The organism is Methanoculleus sp. SDB, assembly GCA_001412355.1.
Lineage (GTDB): Archaea > Halobacteriota > Methanomicrobia > Methanomicrobiales > Methanomicrobiaceae > LKUD01.
This window is the reverse complement of sequence record LKUD01000021.1, coordinates 1-25,103: the sequence shown is the minus strand read 5'-3', so window position 1 is coordinate 25,103 and position 25,103 is coordinate 1. Positions and strand designations below refer to the sequence as shown.

The 25,103-nt window shown below is 59.2% G+C and carries 28 protein-coding genes and 1 tRNA gene; 25 read left to right on the top strand and 4 right to left on the bottom strand.

Annotation, left to right across the window (positions count from 1 at the left end; genetic code table 11):
- Window positions 1-83: 83 nt before the first annotated feature.
- The 12 genes from APR53_07735 to APR53_07680 all read left to right on the top strand — a co-directional run bounded on the left by APR53_07735 (window position 84) and on the right by APR53_07680 (window position 14,414).
- Window positions 84-815: an ABC transporter ATP-binding protein gene (locus APR53_07735; protein ID KQC05424.1), complete on the top strand. Its 732-nt coding sequence runs from the start codon at window positions 84-86 to the stop codon at window positions 813-815.
- Entirely contained in the window at window positions 800-1,912 is a 1,113-nt protein-coding gene (locus APR53_07730) for a hypothetical protein (GenBank protein ID KQC05423.1), read from the top strand. Before APR53_07735 ends, APR53_07730 begins: the two co-directional genes overlap by 16 nt.
- A 12-nt stretch (window positions 1,913-1,924) precedes the next feature.
- Window positions 1,925-2,575: a protein-L-isoaspartate O-methyltransferase gene (locus APR53_07725; GenBank protein KQC05422.1), complete on the top strand. Its 651-nt coding sequence runs from the start codon at window positions 1,925-1,927 to the stop codon at window positions 2,573-2,575.
- Entirely contained in the window at window positions 2,568-3,218 is a 651-nt protein-coding gene (locus APR53_07720) for a hypothetical protein (GenBank protein ID KQC05421.1), read from the top strand. The genes APR53_07725 and APR53_07720 overlap by 8 nt, the downstream gene beginning before the upstream one ends.
- Before the next feature lies 1 nt (window position 3,219).
- Window positions 3,220-3,843 carry a hypothetical protein gene (locus APR53_07715; protein KQC05420.1) on the top strand — a complete coding sequence of 208 codons (624 nt, stop codon included), beginning with the start codon at window positions 3,220-3,222 and terminating at the stop codon, window positions 3,841-3,843.
- Window positions 3,844-3,882: 39 nt separating this feature from the next.
- Window positions 3,883-5,133 carry a phosphoglucomutase gene (locus APR53_07710; GenBank protein KQC05419.1) on the top strand — a complete coding sequence of 417 codons (1,251 nt, stop codon included), beginning with the start codon at window positions 3,883-3,885 and terminating at the stop codon, window positions 5,131-5,133.
- Window positions 5,134-5,322: 189 nt separating this feature from the next.
- A complete protein-coding gene (locus tag APR53_07705; protein KQC05418.1) occupies window positions 5,323-6,525 on the top strand; it encodes a glucose-1-phosphate thymidylyltransferase in 1,203 nt (400 codons plus the stop codon).
- Window positions 6,522-7,679: a nucleotidyl transferase gene (locus APR53_07700; GenBank protein KQC05417.1), complete on the top strand. Its 1,158-nt coding sequence runs from the start codon at window positions 6,522-6,524 to the stop codon at window positions 7,677-7,679. The genes APR53_07705 and APR53_07700 overlap by 4 nt, the downstream gene beginning before the upstream one ends.
- Before the next feature lies 1 nt (window position 7,680).
- On the top strand, window positions 7,681-9,420 hold the full coding sequence (locus APR53_07695; protein ID KQC05416.1) for a glutamine amidotransferase: 1,740 nt from the start codon (window positions 7,681-7,683) through the stop codon (window positions 9,418-9,420).
- A 61-nt stretch (window positions 9,421-9,481) separates the two neighbouring features.
- On the top strand, window positions 9,482-10,597 hold the full coding sequence (locus APR53_07690) for a hypothetical protein (protein KQC05415.1): 1,116 nt from the start codon (window positions 9,482-9,484) through the stop codon (window positions 10,595-10,597).
- A 251-nt stretch (window positions 10,598-10,848) separates the two neighbouring features.
- On the top strand, window positions 10,849-13,416 hold the full coding sequence (locus tag APR53_07685; protein KQC05414.1) for a hypothetical protein: 2,568 nt from the start codon (window positions 10,849-10,851) through the stop codon (window positions 13,414-13,416).
- 23 nt (window positions 13,417-13,439) lie between these two features.
- Window positions 13,440-14,414 carry a histone deacetylase gene (locus APR53_07680; protein ID KQC05413.1) on the top strand — a complete coding sequence of 325 codons (975 nt, stop codon included), beginning with the start codon at window positions 13,440-13,442 and terminating at the stop codon, window positions 14,412-14,414.
- 5 nt (window positions 14,415-14,419) lie between these two features.
- Here APR53_07680 and APR53_07675 read toward each other — a convergent pair whose 3' ends face one another.
- Window positions 14,420-15,598: a hypothetical protein gene (locus tag APR53_07675; GenBank protein KQC05412.1), complete on the bottom strand. Its 1,179-nt coding sequence runs from the start codon at window positions 15,596-15,598 to the stop codon at window positions 14,420-14,422.
- A 56-nt stretch (window positions 15,599-15,654) separates the two neighbouring features.
- Between APR53_07675 and APR53_07670 the strand changes: the two genes are divergently transcribed.
- Window positions 15,655-15,945 (top strand): hypothetical protein, encoded by a 291-nt coding sequence (locus APR53_07670; protein KQC05411.1) that lies wholly within the window; start codon window positions 15,655-15,657, stop codon window positions 15,943-15,945.
- Here APR53_07670 and APR53_07665 read toward each other — a convergent pair.
- Window positions 15,942-16,364, bottom strand: coding sequence for a nickel-responsive regulator (locus tag APR53_07665; GenBank protein KQC05410.1), 423 nt, complete (start codon window positions 16,362-16,364; stop codon window positions 15,942-15,944). The two genes, APR53_07670 and APR53_07665, sit on opposite strands and share 4 nt — an antisense overlap.
- A 225-nt stretch (window positions 16,365-16,589) precedes the next feature.
- Here APR53_07665 and APR53_07660 point away from each other — a divergent pair, with 225 nt between their 5' ends.
- The 10 genes from APR53_07660 (at window position 16,590) to rpl40e (ending at window position 22,321) form a co-directional block, all read left to right on the top strand.
- The gene (locus APR53_07660) at window positions 16,590-17,825 is read left to right on the top strand and encodes a translation initiation factor IF-2 subunit gamma (protein ID KQC05409.1); all 1,236 of its coding nucleotides are present in this window, start codon (window positions 16,590-16,592) and stop codon (window positions 17,823-17,825) included.
- Window positions 17,789-18,202 (top strand): nucleotide-binding protein, encoded by a 414-nt coding sequence (locus APR53_07655; GenBank protein KQC05408.1) that lies wholly within the window; start codon window positions 17,789-17,791, stop codon window positions 18,200-18,202. Before APR53_07660 ends, APR53_07655 begins: the two co-directional genes overlap by 37 nt.
- A 10-nt stretch (window positions 18,203-18,212) precedes the next feature.
- Entirely contained in the window at window positions 18,213-18,785 is a 573-nt protein-coding gene (locus APR53_07650) for a DNA-directed RNA polymerase subunit E' (protein KQC05407.1), read from the top strand.
- Complete coding sequence (locus APR53_07645; protein KQC05406.1) at window positions 18,772-18,972, top strand: DNA-directed RNA polymerase subunit E''; 201 nt, start codon at window positions 18,772-18,774, stop codon at window positions 18,970-18,972. The genes APR53_07650 and APR53_07645 overlap by 14 nt, the downstream gene beginning before the upstream one ends.
- Complete coding sequence (locus APR53_07640; protein KQC05405.1) at window positions 18,972-19,457, top strand: hypothetical protein; 486 nt, start codon at window positions 18,972-18,974, stop codon at window positions 19,455-19,457. The genes APR53_07645 and APR53_07640 overlap by 1 nt, the downstream gene beginning before the upstream one ends.
- A 63-nt stretch (window positions 19,458-19,520) precedes the next feature.
- Window positions 19,521-19,817 carry a 30S ribosomal protein S24 gene (locus tag APR53_07635; protein ID KQC05404.1) on the top strand — a complete coding sequence of 99 codons (297 nt, stop codon included), beginning with the start codon at window positions 19,521-19,523 and terminating at the stop codon, window positions 19,815-19,817.
- Between the two features lies 1 nt (window position 19,818).
- Window positions 19,819-19,974, top strand: a complete 156-nt coding sequence (locus tag APR53_07630) for a 30S ribosomal protein S27 (protein KQC05403.1) — start codon at window positions 19,819-19,821, stop codon at window positions 19,972-19,974.
- Between the two features lie 4 nt (window positions 19,975-19,978).
- Window positions 19,979-21,556, top strand: a complete 1,578-nt coding sequence (locus APR53_07625) for a serine/threonine protein kinase (GenBank protein ID KQC05402.1) — start codon at window positions 19,979-19,981, stop codon at window positions 21,554-21,556.
- Window positions 21,553-22,128, top strand: a complete 576-nt coding sequence (locus APR53_07620; GenBank protein KQC05401.1) for a Non-canonical purine NTP pyrophosphatase — start codon at window positions 21,553-21,555, stop codon at window positions 22,126-22,128. Before APR53_07625 ends, APR53_07620 begins: the two co-directional genes overlap by 4 nt.
- 46 nt (window positions 22,129-22,174) lie before the next feature.
- Complete coding sequence (rpl40e, locus tag APR53_07615) at window positions 22,175-22,321, top strand: 50S ribosomal protein L40 (protein KQC05400.1); 147 nt, start codon at window positions 22,175-22,177, stop codon at window positions 22,319-22,321.
- A 40-nt stretch (window positions 22,322-22,361) separates the two neighbouring features.
- Here the strand turns inward: rpl40e and APR53_07610 are convergent, their stop codons facing one another.
- Window positions 22,362-23,012, bottom strand: coding sequence for a hypothetical protein (locus tag APR53_07610; protein KQC05399.1), 651 nt, complete (start codon window positions 23,010-23,012; stop codon window positions 22,362-22,364).
- A gap of 33 nt (window positions 23,013-23,045) precedes the next feature.
- Window positions 23,046-23,834 (bottom strand): ribulose-1,5-biphosphate synthetase, encoded by a 789-nt coding sequence (locus tag APR53_07605; GenBank protein KQC05425.1) that lies wholly within the window; start codon window positions 23,832-23,834, stop codon window positions 23,046-23,048.
- Between the two features lie 131 nt (window positions 23,835-23,965).
- On the opposite strand from APR53_07605, the gene APR53_07600 reads away from it, so the two are divergent.
- A complete protein-coding gene (locus APR53_07600) occupies window positions 23,966-24,847 on the top strand; it encodes a heat-shock protein HtpX (GenBank protein KQC05398.1) in 882 nt (293 codons plus the stop codon).
- A 148-nt stretch (window positions 24,848-24,995) separates the two neighbouring features.
- Window positions 24,996-25,066: transfer RNA gene (locus APR53_07595), tRNA-Gly, on the top strand.
- The last annotated feature ends 37 nt before the right edge of the window (window positions 25,067-25,103 follow it).

The following is a 25,103-nucleotide window of genomic DNA, read 5'->3' as shown; positions in this document are numbered from 1 at the left end:
CAAAAAGTATCTAACATATATGTTATTTTTTGTGGTCGACAATCCTTTATTGCTTCTGCGCAAAGTTCTTGAGAGACTGTCTTATGCTCACCATAGAAAATCTGCATGTGGAAGTATCCGGTAAAGAGGTGCTTCACGATATCAACCTTCATATCGGTGAGGGGGAGACCCATGTGCTGATGGGTCCGAACGGGTCGGGCAAGACAACCCTGATCCGGGCGATAATGGGCTTCTCCGATTATGTCGTTACCGATGGAAGAATCATCTATAAGGGGCGGGACATTACACACCTTCCTATCCACGAGAGGGCACGGTACGGGATCGGGATGATGTTCCAGCGTCCTCCTACCATTTCTGGGCTCAAGCTCGGGAAGCTGCTGATGGCCGAGGCGGGCAACCAGCCCGACAAGGTTTCGGAATATGCATCGGCAATGAATATGACGGATTTCCTCGAACGAGATCTGAATGCGGGTTTTTCCGGGGGAGAGATTAAAAGGAGCGAAGTTCTCCAGCTGATGATACAGCAGCCCGATTTCGTCATGCTCGACGAGCCGGAGAGCGGTGTCGACCTCGAGAACATCTCGCTGATCGGTTCGGCGATCGCACGGCTCGTCGAGAAGGACCGGCATATCATCAACCGGCACAAGTCCGGTCTTATCATCACCCATACCGGCTATATTCTGGACTATATCGAGGCTGACGGCGGACATATGCTCTGCGACGGGGAGATCCGCTGCCATGGTAATGCACGTGAAATACTGTCTGTCATTAAATCCAAGGGTTACCGGGAGTGTATCGAATGCACAAAGGTATAAGCGGAACCGAATCCATCTCCGCCGAGGACCGTGAACGCCTTACCGAGGCGGGCCTCGAGTTCGACGCCGTGAACCGGTGCGGGAGCTTCTTCCAGATCGACCAGGAGATCGTCCATTCCTCCTGCTCTGAGCAGGGGATTGAGATATACCCGATTGCTGATGCACTCTCCCGGTTTCCGTGGCTTGCGGAGTACGCCTGGAAACTGGTGTCCCCGGACAAGGATGAGTATACGCGGTATGTCGCGGACCGCCCCGAGCCGAAAGGCTACGTCATCATCGCCCGGAAGGGGAGCAAAAACATCATGCCGCTGCAGGCCTGCCTCTTCCTCGAGCATGCACCCATCCAGCACGTGCATAACATCATCATCGCGGAAGAAGGGGCTGAGCTGCACCTGATCACCGGATGCGCATCGAGCCACACGACGGAAAACGGCGCCCACTACGGTGTCACCGAGTTTTACATCGGGAAAAACGCCCGGATATCGACGACCATGATTCACAAGTGGGGCGAGAAGATCGACGTTCTGCCCCGGAGTGCCGCCCGGGTCGAGGAAGGGGGGACGTTCCTCTCAAATTACGTCGCCCTCAGCCCGGTCCGGCACGTCCAGATGTATCCTGTGGCGGATCTTGCCGGCACCGGCGCGGTGGCCCGTTTTCACAGCGTGGTCGTCGCTCCGCCGGGTTCGCTCCTCGATCTCGGATCGCGGGTGCTCATGAATGCACCCGATACGCATGCGGAGATAGTCTCCCGTTCAATCACGCGGGGTGGCACCGTCATCGCCCGCTCCCACATCAGCGGGAGGATGGAGGACACCCGCGGCCACATCGAATGCAAGGGTCTCATCCTCGCGGACGGTGTTATCCATGCGATTCCCGAGATCGAGGGGCAGGTGACCGGTACCGAGCTCTCGCACGAGGCTGCCGTGGGAAAGATCGCACGCGATGAGATTGAATACCTGATGGCGCGTGGCCTCGACGAAGAGGAGGCGACCGCCACCATCATCCGTGGTTTTCTGGATGTCCGGATTGCGGGTCTTCCCGCTGTGCTCCAGAAGCAGATCGATGCCGCGATCGATGCAGCGGAAAAAGGATTCTGACACAGAAGAACTATGGACGATGAACGCTCTGCCGTTCTTCGGGAACGGATGGTGAGGGACCAGATCGAAGGCCGGGGGATATCGGACCGGCGGGTGCTCGCGGCGATGCGGGCCATCCCACGCCACGTGTTTGTTCCGGAGGAGGTGTGTGCGTCGGCTTACGAAGACCGTCCGCTCCCGATCGGTGAAGGGCAGACGATCTCGCAGCCGTACATCGTGGCGCTGATGACCGAACTGCTCGATGTGGGGCCGGAGGACCGGGTGCTCGAGATCGGTGCGGGCAGCGGGTATCAGGCAGCGATTCTCGGACGGATTGCCTCCCACGTCATTTCCGTGGAGCGGCTCCCGGCGATCGCCCGCGGGGCCCGGGAGCATCTTGCGGCGCTCGGGATCGACAATGTCGAGGTGGTCGTGGGGGACGGCACCGCGGGGTGGCCGGCGGAGGCCCCCTATGATGCCATCATCGTCACGGCGGCGGCACCCGATATCCCCCGCCCTCTCCTCGACCAGCTTCGCGATGGCGGACGGCTGGTGGCGCCGGTCGGGGATCGGGCAATCCAGACGCTGGTCCGCCTCGAAAAGGCCGGTGGCGAGCTCTCCACCCGTTCCTGCGGGGGGGTCTGTTTTGTACCGCTGATCGGGGAGTACGGCTGGCATGATTAACCATCCTTCCCGCCCGCCCGGGAGCAGAAAGATCCGTGACATTACCCGGGAGCTGTCACCGGATATTCTGGTATTTCCGGGCGATCCTCGTCCGGAATTTACCGGGATTGACTGCGGCGACTATCGGATCACCCGCGTTCTCCTCACCACCCATTCGGGGACGCATATCGATGCGCCCGCGCACCTCTTTCCGGGCGCGATGACAGTCGACGCCATTCCGATGTCCCGGCTGACGGGGCCGGCCGCGGTAATCGACTGCCGCGATCGGGAGGGAGCGATCCGGGCTGCCGATCTTGCACCGCATATCAGCGACGGCGCGGCCGTACTGATCCGGACAGACTACTCCGGCGTACCGGTGTTTACCGCGGACTACCCCTATCTCGCGGAGGACGCCGCACGCCTGCTTACGGCCCGCGGAGTCGGCGTGGTGGGGATTGATACGCCGTCCGTGGACCGGTACGGTGGGAATCTTGCCGTGCACCGGCACCTGCTCGGGGCGGGCACCGTGATTATCGAGCTGCTGGACCTCTCCGGCATTTCCGAAGGATTGTATTACATGGCTGCCCTACCACTGCGTATGAAAAATCTCGACGGTTCTCCCGCACGGGTTGTGCTCTTTGAAGATCAGCCGGAGGAACGGTGACGTGAGCCTGATAACCGAAGCGGTGCAGCGGCTCGAAACGCAGGTATGCGGGAGCGGCTGCGAGGATAATATCGTTACCCTGAAGCGCAATCCGGACGGCCCGGTATGCCAGTACGTACGGGGTGTGACGGTCGCGGGCTACTATGGGGGAAGGATCGCTCATATTACGACAAACTTTCCCATCGAGGCGAATACACGGGTTTCCTTTATGTTCGGAGCGGCGCTCGATACCGCCCCGCAGCGGATGGCGGCACTGGGGATAATGAACGCGGTGCTCGGATTCCTCTGCCTCGAGCGCACGATCAATGCCTGCGGAGCGACCCGGTACTCCGACTGTCAGCGTGATCTGACCGCCCGCATCCGCGGCAGGAGTATATACCCTGTCGGCACCCTGTCCCTGCCCTCCGGAGGGGGGGAGGTATATGCGGCCAATCCGGCGGCGGCCGATATTATTCTGATCACGGGCGACGGGCTCTGCACGGACGAAGGGCTTGCACTCTGCGAGCAGTACCGGGATTCCGGCCGCCTGCTCTTTATCGGTCCCGAGACATCCGGTCTCTGCAGTCTGCTCGACCTCCCCCACTGGTGCCCGTACGGCCGTGCTTCCCCCGGGGAGGACGCTTAAAGGCTGCAGGTTTATCTGCTCCTCCCACAAATTCAGTTCATGCTTTTCGGCTCATCGGGGATACGCCGGCGGTATGACCAGTCGCTCGTCGAGCTTGCGGCACATGTCGGTTCGGCGGTTGCCCGGCAGGCGCGTCGCGTGGTGCTCGGGCGGGACACGCGGACGACAGGCCCGCTGCTTGCAGAAAGTTTTATGGCGGGCGTCCTTGCCGCCGGGGGGGAGGTGCGGTACGGTGGCATCGCCCCGACGCCGACGGTCGCATACGGCGTCCGCTCTGCCGATGCGGGATGCATGATCACCGCCTCGCATAACCCGGAGCCCTACAACGGACTGAAACTTCTCAATCCCGATGGCTCCTCCTTTACCCTGCGGCAGCAGGCGCTGACCGAATCCCTCGTCGGGGAGCCTTTCTGGTCCGACTGGACACAGCAGGGTAGCATTGCTGAAACAGACCTGATCCCGGCGCATATCGAAGGCATCTGCTCTTCGGTCGATCCGGGCGAAGGCCTGACCATGGTCGTTGACTGCGGCAACGGGGCGGGAAGCGTGATCACCCCCCGCCTCCTCTCGGGTGCGGGTATCAGGGCGCACTGCCTCAATTGCAATGTCGCGGGAACCTTCGCCCGTCCTTCCGAGCCGCTGGAGGCGAACCTCCCCTATATCGGGGGAATGGTGCGGTCAACCGGGGCGGACGGCGCCCTGATCCATGACGGCGATGCCGACCGGTTCATGGCCTTCGACGGAAGGGGACGGTATATCAGCGGCGATCATCTCCTGATTCTCTTTGCCACCTATCTCGGTGCGAAACGGGTCGTGACAACGGTGGATGCCTCGATGGCGATCGAGGAGGTGGCCGAGGTCGCCCGCACGCCCGTCGGTGACAGCTATGTCTCTGAAAAACTCATTTCATGGGGCGAATTCGGTGGCGAGCCGTCCGGTAGCTGGATGTTTCCCGGCCATTCGCTCTGCCCGGACGGTATCTATGCGGCCGCCCTGTTCTGCCGGATCTGCCGGGAATGGAATGTTGCGGATGTGATCGACGGGCTGCCGCGATACCCGATCCTCCGTACCTCCATACCCTGCGACACTCCCGCCGACGTTCTCTTCCGGCTCGGTGCCGAGGTGCCGACCGACGGTATCAGGCTGGCGGACGAGGATGGCTGGTGCCTGATTCGTGCGAGCGGGACCGAACCGAAAGTCCGGATTACCGCTGAGGGAGTGACGGTTGCGGCCGCGAAAGCCATGGAAGAGCGTGGAAGGAAGGTCCTCTCCCGGGCCCTTCAGGTTTGATTAACATTATTGCCTATCACTAATGGTAATTTATATATATAAGTTATGCGACAGTACGGTGTATTCTCTCTGCACGGACGATGCCGGGGAATTCGCCGGCTGACAGGCATAGCATTATAGTCGGTGCTACATAATGGATAATATCCCTTCCATCTGGATTTCAGGGATATTCCGGGAGACGATACTGCAATGGAATGTGTGGTACTTGCCGCAGGCGAAGGAAAACGAATGCGTCCTCTGACGGCATCACGACCGAAGGTAATGCTGCCCATCGCAAACCGCCCGATGATCGAATACATCCTCAGGGCGGCAACGGAAGCCGGCATCGACCGGTTTGTCTTCGTGGTCGGCTACTACGAGAGGGAGATCCGGGAGTATTTCGGTGACGGATCGGCATTCGGTGCCACAATCAGGTACGTGACACAGCGCAGACAGATGGGAACCGGAGACGCTGTCAGGACCGTCCGCGACCTTGTCACGGGCCGGTTTATCCTTCTCAACGGAGACATGATCGTCTCTTCGGACGATATTCTCGCCCTTTCCTCGGCCTGTTCACCCTGTATGGGCATTTATTCGAGCGAACACCCGGAGAATTACGGCGTGGTCACCGTAGAGGGCGACACTGTCACCGGGCTCGTTGAAAAAATCCGGAAACCGCCGTCTTCGCTGATCAATGCCGGAGCCTACCTCTTCGACACCGATATTTTCGACCGTGTCGATGCGATCGGGCTCTCGGAGCGTGGCGAATACGAACTCACCGACGCCCTCATGGAGTATATCAGGGAGCGAACGCTTGGAGCGCTTACGTTTGGCTCATGGTGCGATGTGGGGGAACCCTGGAACCTGCTCGATGCAAACGAGGCGATGATCGCCGGGATGCAGGGAGACGTCGAGGGCGAAATCGAGAAGAACGTCGTAATCTCGGGCCCGCTCTCCGTCGGGAAAGGCACGGTAATCCGGTCGGGGACATATATCGAGGGGCCCTGCATCATCGGAAAGAACTGCAGAATCGGCCCGCATGCATATATCCGGGGGTCTACTGCCATCGGCGACAACTGCGTTATCGGCCACGCGACGGAAATAAAGAATACAATTGTGCTCGAAGGAACGAAAATTCCGCATTTCAGTTACATCGGGGACTCCGTCATCGGCAGCGGCTGCAATTTCGGGGCCGGCACGAAGATTGCGAATCTCCGGCATGACCACGCTCCGGTGAAGGCATGCGGCAGGGACACGGGAAGGAGAAAATTCGGCGCCGTTATCGGTGACGGTGTGCAGTTCGGTATCAACTGCTCGATCAACGTGGGCGCAGTCGTGGGCAGCAACGTGACGGTAGCACCCCACACACGGGTAGACGGGTGCATTGCAGACGGTACGGTGATCGGTCAATGAGCAGAAAAGCAGTCATTCTCGCCGGCGGGGAAGGAAGCAGGCTCAGGCCTCTGACTTTCAGCCGTCCGAAGGCAATGATCCCCCTCGCAAACACACCCATTATCGAGCATGTCATCAGGGCGCTCGTTGAAAACGGCATCCGGGATATCACCGTCGTTGTCGGGTACAGGAAAGAACAGGTGATCCGGCATCTGAACACTCTGGATCTGCCGATCTCGTTTGCGGTGCAGGAGCGGCAGCTCGGTGCGGCCCACGCACTCGGCTGCGTGGCGAACGAGATCGACGAGCCGTTCATTCTGCTGCCGGGCGATAACTATATCGATGCCGAGTCAATCGCGAGGATAAAGAATGAAACTGCGTCGGTGCTGATTAAGGAGCACCCGTACCCCTCGAATTTCGGCGTCGTGGCCGTCAAGGACGGATTTGTCTGGGGCATCGTCGAAAAGCCCGAGTATGCGCCCCGTTTTACCGTCAGCACCGGGATTTACACCCTCACTCCGGAGATATTCGAATACCAGAACGGCGTTGAAATCCCCGAAATGGTCGCGGAAATGATCGCGGACGGTGCCCGTTTCAAGGCGGTGATGGCACGCGAATGGCATGATGCCATCTACCCGTGGGACCTGCTCACGATCAATCCCCGCATCATGCGGCAGGTCACTCCCGTCCGTGGCGGAACGCTCAGCATGGGTGTCACCATCAGGGGTGCCGTGCATATTGGCGACGGGACGGTCATCGGGCCGGGCTCGACGATCATCGGCCCGGTCATCATCGGTGAAGACTGCGAGATCGGCCCGAATGTTGTGATCATGCCCAATACAAGCATCGGTGCCCGCGTGCGTATCGATCCGTTTACCTTCGTTGAAAATGCCATTATCATGAACGACTCCATGATCGGATCGCATTCCCGGTGCGTGGATGCGGTCATCGGCGAAGGAGTGCTGCTTGCGGACCACAGCTCCGTGCAGACAGGGCATTACGTCGCCGAGGCGGACGGCAAATTGATCGGAGGGAAATTCGGAGGTATTTTTGGAGACCGTGTCATTTCAGCGCCTTTCACCGTATTCAACCACTGCCTCGTCGGCAACTCCGTGACGATCGAAGAGGGAAGAGTGATCCGGGACGTAATCCCCGACCACGCGGTGGTGAAGTAGCATGTGCGGCATCGTCGGGTATCTGGGGTTGAAACAGGCGGCGCCGATGCTGGTTTCCGGTCTGAAACGGCTGGAGTACAGGGGCTACGACTCCTTCGGCATCGCTACGATCGGCAGTTCTCTTCTCACCGCAAAAAAATGCGGAAGGATTTCAGAGAGCAATGGATTTGCCGCATCCTTTGAGGGCAGGATGGGTATCGGACACACCCGGTGGGCGACGCATGGCGTACCGAATGACCAGAACTCACACCCGCATTGCGACTGCACGGGGACTATCGCCATTGTCCACAACGGGATAATCGAGAATTATGCGGTGCTCAGGAGGCAGCTTGAGGAGCGGGGCCACCGGTTCACCTCCGAGACCGATACCGAGGTGATCGTGCACATCATCGAGGAATATTATGCAGGCGACCTGCTTGAAGCGGTGAAAAAAACCCTCCCGCATCTTGAAGGCTCCTATGCCGTTCTGGCCATCGCGGAGAAGGATCCCCGGATTATTGCGGCGCGGAACGCAAGTCCGCTGGTGCTCGGTATCGGGGACGGCGAATGGTTTGCAGCCTCCGATATGACGCCGCTGCTCGATTATACCCAGCAGGTGGTTTTTCTCGAAGACGGCGACATCGCCGCCCTGTCACCGGACGGGATTTGTGTATTCCATGACGGTGCGGAAGTGTCACGGCCGGCCGAAAGGATCGAATGGGACCTGGAATCTGCAAAAAAAGGCGGATTCGCCCATTTCATGCTGAAGGAGATCTTCGAGCAGCCGAAGGTCTTCTACGACTCGGTCTCAGCCGATATTGATCCGGGGGTTATACGGGCGATCCGGGATGCCGGCGGGCTGATGGTCGTTGCCTGCGGCACGTCGTACCATGCGGGGCTCATTTTCCGGTACCTCGTCGAACAGCTCTGTAACATCCCCGTGCGGGTGGAGCTTGCCTCTGAGTTCAAGTATTTCACGCCGCCCATGCAGGACCTGGTCATTGCGGTCACCCAGTCGGGAGAGACGGCGGATACCATCGCCGCCCTGAAAAAGGCGAAGGCGCACAACTGCGGCACTCTTGCGATCACGAATGTTCTCGGCAGTTCCGTGACGCGTGTCGCCGAAAACACCATCTACACGCGGGCAGGCCCGGAGATCAGCGTGGCGGCGACAAAATCGTTCACCGCCCAGATCGCGGTCTTCTTCACCCTGATCAACCACCTCTGCGACAGGCAGTACGACGAGATCCTGCATACGGCGCACCAGGCGATCGAGACGGTCCTTCTTGAGGACATCAGCGCCGCGGCGGAATACTGCAAACGGGCCCAGGACATCTTCTTCATCGGGAGGGGAGCGATGTATCCCGCCGCGCTTGAAGGCGCCCTGAAGATGAAGGAGATCACCTATATCCATGCGGAAGGGTATGCTGCGGGTGAACTGAAACACGGTCCCTTTTCGCTCCTGTCCCCGAAGACGCCGGTGATCGCACTCTGTACACCGGGTGATTCGTATGCTGTGATGCTCTCGAATATCAAGGAGGTCACGGCACGGGGAGCGCCGGTTATCGCTATCGGCAGGGAGGGCGACCGGGAGCTCGCGGAGATCGCGGATGTGATGATACCGCTCCCCCCCACCCATCACCTCACGGAACTCGTCACCACGTCGGTGGTGCTGCAGCTGCTCGCCTACCATACGGCGAATGCCCTCGGCCGGGATATCGACAAGCCGCGGAACCTCGCCAAGAGCGTGACCGTCGAGTAGCCGGGATTCCCTCTCCCGCCAGGGCGGTGAAACACTAATCAGCCCGGCTTGCCAATAGTAGATGTACATGCTGTTTTCAGCCGGGTTCACCCTTCTTGTCCTCGGGCTGCTTCCATATCTCATTTTTCTGGCAGGCATCCTCGCGGGAAAGCAGCCTGATGCCGCACCGGCACCGGCCTCATATCCGCCGATCAGCATTGTCATTCCTGCATACAACGAAGAGGCGGTCATTGGAGAACGGATACGAAATATCGCTCGTATGGCCTATCCCGGCGGCTGTGAAGTCATCCTGGTAGACGACCGGTCGACGGACCGGACCGGCGAGGTTGCACGGGCCTGCTTTTCAGAACAGGGCATCCCGCATACCGTTCTGTTAAACGAGGAGCGGATGGGGACGAACCGTTCGTTTAACCGTGGTATTTCCCGTGCAGCACATGAAACCATCGTGACGACCGGTGCGGATGTTTACTTCGCCCCGGGTGCGCTCGAACTCGTCGTAGCCCGGATCCTAAGCGATCCCGCCATCGGTGCGGTGTGTGCCGATATGCTTCCCCGTGAGGGGGGGCCCACGACCGGCAGTATCGAACGTACCTACCGGAGCGTCTACGGCAGAATGTGCGCATGGGAGAGTGCCCACGACTCGACATATAATTTCAACGGCGGACTGGTCGTGTTCCGGCGGGGCGTCGTGGAAAAGATTCGGGAACGGAAAGGTGCCGATGATGCAAATACGGCGTTCGAAGCTATTCGCAAGGGGTACCGGGCATTCTACGAGATCCGTGCGGTTGTGTATGAGGACGTGCCCGATGCGCTCTCCCGCCAGTCCGGACAGAAGATCCGCCGGGCAGGAAGGCTGATCGAGGCGACACTGGCAAATCTCGATCTGCTGCGCGCCCCCCGCCCGTTTTCCCGCATATTTTATCCGTTGCGGATAGCCATGTTCATTCTCTCGCCGCCGCTCTTCTGGACCGGCCTGGTTCTCGCCCTTGCCGGTACTGCCCTCGTCGCGCCTGTCCCGGCGGTTTTTGCCGTCCTCGCACTGGGCGTTCTCCTGACACTGAAGCCTGACAGCCTCATCTCCGCATTTCTGCTCAACCAGTGGTACCTGCTCAACGGGCTGGTGCACCTCGGGCGTGACATGCGGGTCTGGGAAAGCACCTCCCGGAAATCCGCATAAGGGCCTCCGCCGTCTCCGGGCAGGACGGCACCACCGGAACCGATCCGCCCGTGCCATTTCCGGCCGATACCTGCGGGACGATATCCGCCGGGGGCGGATTATCCTCTGCACTGCGAATCCTTTTATCATGCCCGAAACGCCTGATCTCCGCACATTCTGCGTCATCGGTAAGCGTTTCCGGGGATTCACGACACTCCTCATACCAATGTATTATAGTTCCGCATGAACAAACAAAAACACAGGAGTCTCGCATGAATGCACCGGATATTTCGAGATATAAAACGCCAATAACAATCGTTCTCATCATTCTCATCTCGCTGCTGGCACTCTGGATACGCCTCATTCCGGAACCGGCAATCGTCTCGGACGCGGGAGTCAATCTCCTCGGAAATGATCCCTGGTACAATCTCCGGCAGATTGAGGCGACAGCGGCGAATTTTCCCGGGTACGCATGGTATGATCCCATGTCCCTCTATCCCTCCGGGATGCCGATCTACTGGGGCCCTCTCTTCATCCAGATCATCGCATTCATCGGGATACTGGCGGGGGCCTCCACACGGCCCGAGCTGATGTACATCGCCTCACTCGTGCCCCCGCTGATGGCGGTTGCCATGGTGCCGACCATGTATTTCCTGGGGAAGAGCCTTACCGACCGGAAAACAGGACTCATCGCCTCGTTGTTTATTGCGGTCGTTTCCGGGCAGTATCTCTACCGGTCGCTCTTCGGGTTTGTGGATCACCATATCGCAGAAGTGCTTTTTTCCACCCTCTTCTGCCTGCTGTACGTTCTCGCGCTGAAATTTACCGCGGGCCGGCGCATTGATCCGAAGGATCCGGAAACGTTTAAAAAACCCGTTATATTTGGTTTTATTGCTGGAATCGCCTATGTTCTCGGCCTGATGGTCATGCCGACGATTGTGCTGTTTGCGCTTATCGTTGCAGCGTTTACCCTTGTCCAGTTCATCTGGGATTTCTACCGGGAAACGCCCTCCGAATACCTGCTTCTCATAAACGGCGTGGCATTCGGAACGGCAATCATCGGGACGCTCCTGTTCGGACTGAAGCATGATGCGCTGAGCCTGTCACGATACTCGATTGTGCACGTCTATGCCTACCTTGCCCTGATTCTTGCATCCGGTATTCTCTATGCCTTTTCACGCTATCTTTCAGGGAAGCAGAAGGCACTCTTTCCGCTCTCGGTCATCGTCACCGCAGCTGTGGGTAGTCTCGCGCTCTTCCTCGTTTCCCCCGATATCTTTCAGACACTGATCGGGGGCGTCTTCCAGTTTTTCGGGGAGCAGGCGGAGACGCTGACCGTTCAGGAAGCCCGCCCGTGGGAGCTTGCCAGTGCGTGGACCACGTTTCAGTTCGGCCTGCTCCTGATGGCGGGCGGCATCGGGGTCGTGCTCTATAAAAATTTCAGGAATGAGCATCCCGACCACATCTTCGTACTTGTCTGGTCTCTTGTTATCCTGTTCTCGACGATTCGCCATGTCAGGTATGAATATTATCTTGCGGTGAACATTGCCCTTCTCGGCGCTCTTTTCATCGCATACCTTCTGGATCTGGCACGGGACGATATCGCCGCTCTGTTCAGCGGCCGCCCGGCAGAACAGGAGGTGTCCCAGCCGCAGAAGAAAAAGAAAAAAGCCGCCCCCCCTCCCGTGAAACCGCGGGTAAAAAACCCTCTCACCCTTGCCATCGCCGCCGGGGGAGTAATCCTCGGCGTGCTGTTTATCACGTCGTCTTTCTCTACGTCGGTCGGCATTGCCGATAGTGTCGGCGGAGGGATAGATGCCGACTGGATGGAGGCGCTCCGGTGGATGGAGGCGAATACACCCGATCCCGGAGTGGACTACTACGGGATCTTCGAGCGCGGCACGTACCAGTATCCAGAGCAGTCGTACGGGGTTATTTCGTGGTGGGATTACGGCCACTGGATCACGTTCGTTGCCGGGAGGATCCCCACGGCGAACCCGTTCCAGAGTGGTGTTTCCGGCCCCGACGGTGCAGCGGCATTCTTCATCCGTTCATCCGAAGCCGAATCCTCTGCCGAGCTCACCCGGCTGAATGCGCGGTATATCATCACGGATTTCCCGATGGACGACGCAATCAACGGTAAATTCTGGGCGATGGCGACGTGGTACAACACGACGCTCGGCGGTGCGCCCTACTCAACGTATATGATCTCGGCTGATGCTGCCAGCGGGCAGTCCGAGGTTGTCGGCCTGCACACCGCCGCATACTTCCAGACGATGGTTGCGCGGCTGCACAACTTCGACGGGTCGATGGTTGAGCCCGCCGAAGTTTATTACATCGAATACAGCGACGAAACCGCAGCCGGAACGCCGGTGCCGGTGATCACGAACGTCCGTGTTCTTCCGACGGAGGAAGCATGGGCTGCGGTGGCGGCATACAACGCACATGCTTCGAGCGGAACGCATGCCGGTGTCTTCAGTCCGCTCCTGATCAACCCCGTTGAAAAAGTGCCCGCGCTCCACCATTACCGTCTCGTGCACGAATCACCGACAAGTGTTCTGAGCGGGGAGAAGCCGAATATCCAGTACGTGAAGGTGTTCGAGTTCGTGCCGGGCGCCACGATCCCCGGCGACGGCATCATCGAAGTCGATGTGGTGACCAATACGGGCCGCACCTTTACCTACCGGCAGGAAAGCGAGAACGGCATGTTTGTGGTGCCTTATGCCACGAGCGGCTCTTCCTACAACGTCATGACCATCGGCCCCTATCGCATTACGGGAACCGGCGTCACCATCGAAGTACCTGAAAGTGCGGTGATGCAGGGTCTCGTCATCGCCTGAAAACCAGCCCTGATAGCCAGATAATGAAATGTTCGATGATATCCGGCGAGGTCTTCGCCCGGCACGACCTCCAGTCCCACGCTGAGTGCGGGGAGCGCCTCGCAATCGCCACCTCTGCAGTACCCCGGGGAGTCCGCGTTCTCCCCCCGGAGAAGTCGCGGATCAGCGACCTGATGCTCGTTCACGTTCCCCAGCACGTCCGTCTGCTGCAGGAACTCTCGCGGGGGATGCACTATATCGATTCCAGTACCTACGTGAACTCGGAATCCTTTGACGTGGCTCTCTATGCGGCCGGCTCCGCAATGGCGGCAGCCGAACGCGCCCGCGACGGGGAGCACTGTTTTGCCCTTGTACGTCCTCCCGGGCATCACGCGGAGCCGGACCGCGCCATGGGATTCTGCCTCTTCAATAACATTGCGGTCGCAGCTGCGGTGCTCTTCGAACGCGATGAAGTGGACAGGGTCGCGATCGTCGACTGGGACCTCCACCATGGCAACGGCACGCAGAAAATCTTCTACAACGATGACCGCGTGCTCTTCTGTTCTATTCACGAGGCCGGGATCTTTCCCCGTTCGGGCTGGGTGGACGAGATCGGTGAGGGAAAGGGCCGCGGCTATACGCTCAACGCCCCCCTTCGGCCGGGCGGGACGATACACGACTATTCGCTTGTCTTCGAGGAAGTCTTCCTTCCCGCACTCGAACGGTTTTCTCCCGATCTCGTGCTTATTTCGGCAGGGCAGGATCCGCTTTCCGATGACCTTCGGGGGAACATGAAACTCGAACCCGAGGATTTCGGTGTCCTGACCCGGTTGATGATGGCAGTGACCGATCAGCCCGTCGCACTCGTGCTCGAGGGGGGATACGGACCGTCTCACGGCCTTGCAGTCGGGCATATTTTCCGGGCGCTCGGCGGTACCCTTTACGAGCCGGTGCATGACCGTGCACGGCCGAGCAGCCACCATCTCGTCCGGACACTGAAAAAAATACAGATTTTCTGAGGCAGTCAGACATAATGCCCGCGGATTCGTGACGTATCGGTATATGAGACCTCGAATCCCGGAATGATCACGCGAACGACCGGCACGGCGGTGGATGTGAGGTCGGCGACACAGACGCGGTCCGCATGGGCCCCGATCTCGTCGAGGCACCGGGCAATATCCAGATCAAATCTCTCGGTCGACAGCGACGAAATCGCCGAGAGCTCCGTCTCATCGCCCGGAGCGTACCAGAGGCGGTTGATCCTTTTCAGCCGCTCGTATCCCGCCTTGCGGGCAAAAGCCTCCCGGATTGCGTCAACCCGCCCTCCGTGAAGGTAGACGGCACGGCTTCGCGCAACCTCCAGAAGCGCCCTGATAACCGCAATCTCGGGATCGGTATGGGCTGCCGTTCCGGTGACAAGCAGTGCGGGATCCTTCGATACGGTATCGTCAGCGGATGCCGCCACAGCAGGGATGCCGGTTCTTCCCGAAAGCAGCCAGAGATGCATCTCAATTCCGGCGCCTGCAAATATGTCGAGCAGCCTCCAGGCAGGTCCGTCCCGGTCGACTGTGATGCGTGTGCCAAGGTGCCGTGCCCTTTCAGCCGTGCTCAGGGCGTCGCGCTCCACCACTTCAAGCATGCCATGCAGGATCGCCTCTTCCGGCTCCATTCCCCCCGCAAGGCCGATATCATCACTCTGGAACAGCACCTGTCCCATTCCCATCGGATCATAGGGGTGATACACGGCATTGCTCGGAACCGCGATCTCTTCCTCGTTGAGGAGATCCCACGACGGTGTCCAGTGTACCTGCTCTCCCATGGTAACGGGTCTCGGGAGAATGAGGTCGCGGGGATCCACCGACCGGGTCAGCCCCAGTTCCTCGTGCGATGCGAAGTGCATGTGCTGGCCGCGGTACTCGGCGCTGTACCGCTCGATCGCAGCCATTATGGCAGCTATCCGGGCAAAGATCGGGTCCGTACCTGCCCCGGCACGGAGGGTTTCGACCGACCGTGCGGCCCGGGGCCGTATCGTAGCGGCCACGGGAATGCCGAGCCGGTCGAAGGGGGTGAGGTCCAGCATCTCCGCGATCCCGATAGCGGGCATGAGGGGGCGGACGATTCGGCATGTCTCCTCAGGAGTCAGGGCACGATGCGTTCCGTTAAAAAATTGTTTCGAAACCTCGCGGATCGTGGGAATATTCATCAGTACACTGTGGGGCAGCCCATTTTTTTATAGTTTGCATGAGTAAACAGGATATCATGGAAGACGGCGACATCGCCCCCGGAACGGCGGTCCGGTATCCGCGCACGGGAACAACCGGCACTGTTGTCCGAATCGAGGATATCGACGGACATCTCTTCGCCGAACTGGACAGCACCCTCCTCCTCTACCGTATCGACCAGCTGCACGTGCTTGGAGAGGGAGCGCGGACAAAGCGCCGGAAAAAGGATCGGGGCGGAGAACGGAGACCGCTCTCCCTGGATGAGGTGCCGTCTGCGGAGGAAATACAGGAAGGGATCGACGGGGTTGACGGGGTCGGCGCCGGTTAATCCTTCGTCGGGATGGTGGTGAGTTTCACCGCCTCGACGCCCTTCTGCGCCATCAAGCGTTCGGCGATATTTTTCAGATCCGCCCCGTCCCCGCGCAGCAGGATCACTTCGAGACATTTTTCGTGATTTACGTGGGAGTGAAGGGACGCCTGAATGACATGCATGTACTCATGCTGTATCTCCGTGAGCATCTGCAGGAGCCCGCGCTGTTCATGGTCATACACCATGGTAATAACGCCCTGCCGCTCCCCGTGGACGTCGGACATCCACTGGTAGTATGTGATATAGCTTCGTATTGCATCCCGTATTCCTTCCGATCGTGATGAATATCCCCTGAAATTCAGGATTTCGTCGAATTTATCGAGCAGGTTTTTCGGAAGAGAGATGCCGATTCGGGAAAGATCTGTATCGTTTGTCATCCACACCACCTGCGATCCTTCACCTGTGTCAGGATCACATGTTACTTTTTCTCTCCCCGAACATAATTATTGTTTACATTGTATGCCAAAAGTGCGGTGATCGTAACAGGAATTCGTACAAACGGAAAAACAGGCTGCCGCTCACGGACGGAAGGGCGCTGCTCTGCCGCCACCGAGTAGGTATAAGTAGTGTCATCCAATATTAATAAGGAGGTCTGAAGAGGATTGCGTGATGTAGATATACCCAGCGTTAATATAGGCGTCGTGGGCCATGTGGACCACGGAAAGACAACGCTGGTGAGCGGACTGACCGGTGTCTGGACCGACCGGCACAGTGAGGAGATAAAGCGCGGGATCTCCATCCGTCTCGGGTACGCCGACACCACCTTTTATAAGTGCGAGGCATGTTCGGGCCCCGAGGCCTATTCCATTTCCCCGGAATGTCCGGGGTGCGGCGGGAAAGGAGTGCCCTTCCGGACCGTCTCGTTTGTGGACGCACCCGGCCACGAGACACTGATGGCGACGATGCTCTCGGGATCGGCACTCATGGACGGGGCCATGCTCGTGATTGCGGCAAACGAAAAGTGCCCCCAACCGCAGACGAAGGAGCACCTGATGGCGCTCGAACTTGTGGGCATCGAGCGCATCGTGATCGTGCAGAATAAGATTGACGTCGTTTCACAGGCCGACGCGGTCAGCCACTATAAGCAGATTAGAAAATTTGTCAAGGGGACGATTGCAGAGAATGCCCCGATTATCCCCGTATCCGCACAGCAGATGATCAATATCGGCGCCCTTGTCCAGGCGCTTGATGAATATATTCCCGATATGGAACGTAATCCTGATGACGAACCGCTGATGCTCATCGCCCGTTCCTTTGACATCAACAAACCCGGATGCAGCTGGCGCGACGTTAAGGGAGGGGTGATCGGCGGCTCGCTGACCCGCGGCATTATCCGTGAGGCGGATGAGATCGAAATCAGGCCGGGACGGCAGATGCAGGTCGAGAACCGCGTGTTCTGGGAACCAATCCAGACAAAGATCACCTCCATCAATGCGGGATCGAAGAAAGTGAGCGAAGCGACGCCCGGAGGTCTCATCGCACTCGGAACGAAGCTGGATCCTTCACTGACGAAGAGCGATACGCTTGCAGGGCAGGTTGCAGGTCTGGTAGGCACCCTCCCGCCGATCCGCGACCGGCTTTCCTTCGAGGTCCGGCTCATGGATCGTGTTGTCGGCGCCGATGACGAGCAGAGCATCGAACCGCTCCGCCACAAGGAGCCGTTGATGCTCTCTGTGGGTACAGCGGTGACGGTCGGCGTTGTGGTGAATACGAAGAAAAATTCCGCCGAAGTGGTGCTGAAACGACCGGTGTGTGCGGAAGAAGGAGCCCGCATTGCAATCAGCCGGCAGGTTGGAGGTCGATGGCGCCTGATCGGCATGGGGATCCTCGCTGCGTGACCGTCCTTCTGGATGCGAATGCCCTGATGATGCCCGCGCAGTTCGGTGTCGACATCTTTGCCGAACTTTCCGGGCTCTTCGGTGCCATCGATCCCGTGACACTTGAATGTGTCCGGGCGGAGCTTTCGGGGATCAGCCGCGGCAGAGGCCGGGATGCCGCCGCCGCACGGGTCGGGCTCGCACTGGCGGACCGGTGCAGGACCCTTGATGACGGCGGCGGTGGCATGCCGGTTGACGAACGAATCGCGCGGTTTGCGGAAGAACAGGGTATCAGCGTACTGACGAATGATCGAAGGCTCCGCGACAGGCTCGTCGCCTGCGGTGTTCCGGTAATCGTTATGAGAAAGCAGAAAAAACTTGAGATACTGAGGGGGTAGGAAACAAGCTATGCATTATAGGATGACACTTGAAGACAAGGTGCGGGTTCCCCCGAACCGGTTGGGCGAGAATCTTGAGCACGTTGTTCTCAATGTACTGCAGGAGCAGCTTGAAGGCAGCATCGACAAGGATATCGGGATCTTTATCTCGGTAACGCGGGTGCTGGAGATCGGTGAAGGCGATCTGATTCCCGGCGACGGTGCGATCTATTACGATGTCCGGTTCGAGGCGATGGTGCTGCGGCTCTCGCTGCAGGAGGTCGTTGTCGGCGAAGTCGTGGAAACGACAAGTTTCGGGGCGTTTGTCAGTCTCGGCCCCATCGATGCGATGCTCCACGTGAGCCAGATATCTGATGAGTTCATCAACTATGACGAGAAGAACGGACGGCTGATCTGCCAGGAATCCAAGCGCCCGATCGGCGTCGGGGACGGTGTGCGTGCCCGGGTGGTTGCACTGAGCCTGAACGAAAGGGAACCGCGTGAATCCAAGATTGGACTCACAATGCGACAGGCCGGTCTGGGGACCGAGAACTGGCTGAAAGAGGAGTACGAACAGGAGAAGGCAGAACATGGCAGCGCGTAAGAAACAGGCGAAGGTATGCCGTATCTGCCATCGCGTGGTAGAGGGCGAGGCGTGCGTGATGTGCGGGAGCAGCAACCTCAGCGAGGACTGGGCGGGGTACCTTGTCATCATCGATCCCCGGCATTCCGACATCGCCAAAAAAGTCGGCATCGACACGCCCGGCAGGTACGCCCTGAAGGTCAGGTAATGCTCCGGCTGCCTCTGGTGCACCGGGACCGGTTCCGCGAGCCGTTCGGAGACCTCTACCCCGAGTTGGATGAAGCCCTCCCGCGCCTCGCCGGAAAAGCGGTATATACCGTCGGTGATGTCGTGACCAGAAATGTCCTGAAAGAGGGCCTGTTTCCTGCGATCGCCATCATCGATGGACAGACGCACCGGGTGCCCTGCGGGCACACCCCTCTTCTGAATGCACCGAGGATTAACGTAAAAAATCCGGCCGGCACGGTGACGGATGAACTGGTGCAGGCCATTGCCGATGCTGTCGCAGCCCCCCCTGCGGTGATCATGGTCGACGGGGAGGAGGATCTTGCAGTCATTCCGCTCGTACTGGCAGCGCCTGAGGGCGCGGTCGTCCTGTACGGACAGCCCTGCGAGGGCGTGGTGATCCGCGACATCGATTCGGCAGCCAAAAAAACTGCAGCAGAGATGCTTTCGCTCTTTGAACGGATTTAAACGCTCTTTTTGAATCCCCCCAATGCTTTAAATAACCTGATGGACAATATTTTAGGGATATTGATGGACTTTGAATTTACGAGCGAAGAAAGAAACGCGCTCCTTAACCGGACCGAGCTGTCTTTTACCCTCACGTATGAGGGGGCGACCCCGTCGCGGGCCCATATCCTTGGCAAAATCTGCGCATTAAAGAACCTCGATGAGAACCTTGTCGTGCTTGACTCGCTGAAAAGCGGATTCGGCAAGGAGGAGATCTCGTCGATCGTGCGTATCTACGACGATGAAGAGAGCATGCTCCGTGTCGAGCCCGCACACCTGATGAAACGCGGCAAGAAAGCCGAAAGCGAAGGTGAAGCGTAAAATGGCAGCGAAACGAGGCAGCTACTACAAGCTGGAAGGGGACGCGGTCGTCCTCGAGCGGCGGCACTGCCCCCGGTGCGGGCCCGGCGTGCTGCTGGCAGAGCATGCGGACCGGAGCGCGTGCGGCAAATGCGGCTATACTGAATTCAAGAAATAACGTCATGCCTTCAGACGGGCAGATACTCGGGATTGAGGGGACTGCGTGGAACCTCAGTGCCGCTCTTTTTGGTGACGATCTCGTCAGCCTGTATTCGTCTCCGTACAGCCCGCCGCACGGCGGCATCCACCCGCGTGATGCGGCCCAGCACCACGCATCGGCGATGAAGGATGTCATCTCGCGGGTGCTCCCGGATCCCTCGGTGGTTCGTGCGGTGGCGTTTTCACAGGGTCCGGGGCTGGGGCCGTGCCTGCGGACGGTGGCAACAGCAGCACGCTCCCTCGCACTGGCGCTGGACGTGCCTCTCGTGGGGGTGAACCACTGCGTCGCTCACATCGAGATTGGGCGGTGGGCGACGGGCTGCAGCGATCCGGTTGTTCTCTATGCAAGCGGCGCCAATACGCAGGTGCTCGGGTTTCTCAACGCCCGGTACCGGATCTTCGGTGAGACGCTGGACATCGGGCTCGGCAACGCACTGGACAAGTTTGCCCGGAGCCTCGGCCTTCCCCATCCCGGAGGGCCGATTATCGAGGAGCGGGCGCGGGAAGGAAATCCGATCGATCTGCCGTATACCGTGAAGGGAATGGATCTTGCATTCTCCGGCCTCGTGAGTGCCGCGAGAGATGCGCGGGCCCCGCTCCCGGATGTCTGTGCCGGACTGCAGGAGACCGCATTTGCCATGTGCGTCGAGGTGACCGAGCGGGCTTGTGCCCATGCCGGCAAGGACGAGGTGCTCCTCGTCGGGGGGGTCGGAGCGAATGCACGCCTGCAGGAGATGCTCCGTGCCATGTGCGAGGAGCGGGGAGCTTCGTTTTACGTTCCCGAACGCCGGTATCTCGGCGATAACGGCGCCATGATTGCATACACGGGGAAGATCATGCTCGAGGCCGGGCAGATCCTCCCTCTTGAGGATTCGCAGGTGCGCCCCGGTTTCCGCTCCGACGACGTCGTCGTGACCTGGAGGGCGGACGAAGGCGATCTGGCGTTCCACCGCGCCGATACTCTCGACAACGGTGTTGCCCGCGGTGCGGAGGCGGTTGTCACGACGGAGGGAAGCAACGTCCGGAAACGGCGCATCAGCAAAGGATACCGCATCCCGTCGCTTGACAGCAGGATCATCGCGGAACGCACGCGGTGGGAAGCGCGTCTGATTGCCGCGGCACGGAGGGCGGGGGTGCCGACGCCCGTGATCCGTGACGTCACGCACGACACGATCGTGATGGAGGCGATCTCGGGAGGGCTTCTCAAGCACGTTCTTTCGCGGAAAACCGCCGAAATGGCCGGCAAGGTTGTCGGACACCTGCACGGGGCCGGGATTGTGCACGGGGATCTCACCACGAGCAATATTATCGTCCGGAACGGAGAATGCGTCCTGATCGATTTCGGGCTTGCCTACGTCTCCCCGGAGATTGAGGCACGCGGCGTCGACGTCCATGTGTTTTTCCAGACTCTCGAGAGCACGTCCTCCGCCTTCGAGGAGCTGAAAGCCGCTTTTGTCGAAGGGTACAAACGGACGTTTCCGGGTGCCGACGATGTGCTTGCCCGTGAACGGGAGATCGAACGGCGGGGGCGGTACCTCTGAAGATTACGGTTGTCACGAGCAATGCCAACAAGGCGCGTGAAGTCCGGGCGTTTTTCCATGGCATCGCGGAGGTTGATTATGTCTCTCTCGAATGCCCCGAGTTTCGGAGCGACGATGTGGGCGCCATCGCCCGCGAAAAGGCACGGTTCGCATACAAAACGCTTCATGTGCCGCTCATTGTTGACGACACGGGTTTTTTTATCACCGCACTTTCCGGCTTTCCCGGTCCCTATGCGGCGTATGTGCTCGATACAATTGGAATTCCGGGCATTCTCAGGCTGATGGAAGGGGAAGCGGACCGGAACGCATACTTCGAGACAGCCATCGCATACGCCGACGATGAGGGGATCGAAATCTTCCGCGGACGTATTTCCGGCCGGATCGTCGCTCCCCGGGGAGACGGCGGATTCGGATACGATCCCATTGTCGAGGTCGGCAGCCGGACGCTTGCGGAGATGCCGCTTGCCGAAAAATCACGGATATCGCACCGCGGCCAGGCAATTGCCGCGTTCCGCTCGTGGCTGATCGCGCGGAGGGAGAAACCCTCTCCGGGGCATCACACAAACTGTTAATACGGTCAAAAGCGTTGTATAATGAACTGATAGAGTGGTGTAGATAATGGCACGATTTCCAGAAGCCGAGGCACGGTTACTCAATGTTAAAATCTGTATGAAATGCAATGCACGGAATGCGCCGCGCGCAACGCGCTGCAGGAAATGCGGGTACGAAAATCTCAGGCAGAAGAATAAGGAACGAAAGGCATAATATTTTACTTTTTTTGCACCGGTTTCGCGGTGCAGGTTAATCAGGCACTGTAAAAAGTGACTTTCTTTCCTTTCTCGCTGTATTCGCCGTGGTAGGTTTCGATGTTGCGTTTGTACCCGATACGCTGGTCGATACCGAGCGATCTGAGCACTTCCCGAACCCGCATCACGTCGTTTTCGTCTTCCCAGTCGGCGGTGTGGACGTAAATCACGACACGTTCGTCCCGTGATTCGGGATTCGGTTTTGCCGTGCTGACTTTTGCGGATATGCCGAGTCTGCCTTCAGCGGTCGCGTCGCGGATGCGCCGCCAGAGGTCGTCGGCGTGGTCCCGGTCAACGAAGACGAGCCATTTTCCGCCCCGCTCGTCATCATCGCCGCCGGGACGGAAACCGGGTGCGTCCTGGACAATCCAGTACATGCGGGTGGTCATGCCCGGAACGACTCCCTCCCCCTCGCGGAGCATCGCATAGAGTGCCGCCATGCCGCCGCACGAGTCGACGAGCGCCACGGCGAGTTCGGGATAGTCTGCCTGGAACATCCCGAAAATCTCCTCGAAATCTTCCCGGAAATCCTCTCCTCTCTCAACACGTTCGAAGAGATAGGTGCCGCGTGTTCGCAGTTCCCGGTTGAGCAGTATTTCGAAAAGTCCGTATGCCACATCGGCAAGTCCGGCGTCCACGGTCTCCTCCATAGTATTCAGGTAGGAAAAAATGAGTGATAATAGTTATTTATCGGGCAGTCCGGGGATGGGTTTTTCGAGGGCCTCCGCAATGATCCGGGCTGCCGCCTCGCCGGAGAGCAGCATGCCCCCGAATATCGGCCCCATCCGGCATTCGCCGGCGACGGCATTTGCAGCCATGCCGGTCACGACAAGTCCCGGGAAGACTTCGCGTGTGTGCCCCACGATCTGCGCTTCGGCACGTTCGGCCCACATGAACCGCTCGCCCCTGATCGGCAGATCCCCTCCTTTTCGTGCGACCATATGAGCGATCATCGCGTCGTGGCCCGTGGCGTCGACAGTATAGCGGCAGGCAAGTGTCAGCGGATCGACGTGCAGGCCGGTTGTCTCCACCGGTGTCCAGTTGATGACGAGGCCGTCCACCCGTCCGTTCCCTTTCACGACGACATCCTCTACCGATACGAGCATGAGAAATTCCACTCCTGCATTGCAGGCCGCCGCCGTCAGCTTCGCGACCGATTCGACGGAGCTTGCGAGATGGTAGCCGGGAGCATATTCGGTGGATGCGATGCCAAACCGGTCGAGCAGCCGCTTTGCCTCGTCCTGCACGACGATACGGGGAAACATCATTCCTCCGCCCCACATCCCTCCGCCGACGGAGAGTTTGCGCTCAACCAGCACGGTTTTCAGGCCGTTTTCTGCACAGAGCGCCGCACAGGTGAGGCCTGAAGGACCCCCTCCGACAATTGCGACGTCCACGTCCAGATACTCGAGCATCACCCGGCTCTGTTCGGAGACGATTGCCCGGCTGATGGTCACTTCATCGAGTTCCATTCCCTTCACGTGCATAAAGTATCGGCGCGTATCGATATAAGGGCAGTGGGATGGAATCCGATCGCAAATGGGCTGCTGCCCCCCAACCATATATTTATAGGTTGCCTTAACCTAGTGTAATCGTTGCAACTATGAAATGGAAGCGTGACTTCGGGCTGACGCTCCGGTCTCTCCTGACCGGGTTTCTGCTCCTGATTGTATATCTGATCTTTCTCTCGGTGCTGTCGGTGCTCTTCCCCGAGCTCGGGGTGTCGGGGATGTTCCTGGTGGTCGGCCTCTTCGCCTTCGTCCAGTACTTCTTCTCGGACAAGCTGGTGCTCTGGAGTACCGGTGCACGGATCGTGGAGGAGGACGAGTATCCCGAGCTTCATGCGATGGTAGAGCGGCTCTGTGCCGAAGCGGACCTCCCGAAGCCGAAGGTGGCCGTCATGCAGTCACCGGTCCCGAACGCCTTTGCGACGGGCCGCGGCCCCTCATCAGCCGTCGTTGCGGTTACCGATTCGATTATGCGCCTCCTGAATAAGGAGGAGCTTGAAGCGGTGGTCGCCCACGAGCTCTCCCACGTGAAGAACCGCGATGTGCTGACGATGACGGTCGCCAGTTTCGTCTCGATGCTCGCATTCCTCGTGATGCGGTACGCGATCTTTTTCTCGCTCGGCAACCGCCGCGACTCGGGCCCCATCATGCTCGCGTGGATCGTATCGATCCTTGTCTGGATCGTAAGCACGCTCCTCATCCGTACGCTCTCACGGTACCGTGAGTTTGCGGCGGACCGCGGCAGCGCCTACATCACGGGCAACCCGCGTGCGCTGATCTCGGGCCTCTACAAGATATCGGGCCGGATGGACCACATCCCGCCCGAGAAAAAGCAGGAAGTCGAGGGGGCGAACGCCTTCTTCATCATCCCGGCCCTCTCCGGCCAGAGCCTCATGGAGCTCTTCTCCACGCACCCGCCGCTCGAAAAAAGGATAGCGGCCCTCGAGGAGCTCGAGGCCGAGATACGGGGATACTAGCGTACATCCGGACGATATTTTTTTTTCGAGAGGTCCCGGGGGCCCGCTCATTACGCTGATCCCCTCCATCCCGCAGGTTCTTGGGCCCGGAAAAAGATGATAATATTAATATCCCCGGGAGCGAAGAATAAAAGGCATCTCTGCATTCGCATCGATGGTCTAGTGGCATGACTTTGGCCTTCCAAGCCAATAGCCCGGGTTCAATTCCCGGTCGATGCATGCGGGCTCGTGGTCTAGCTGGTTATGACGTCGCCTT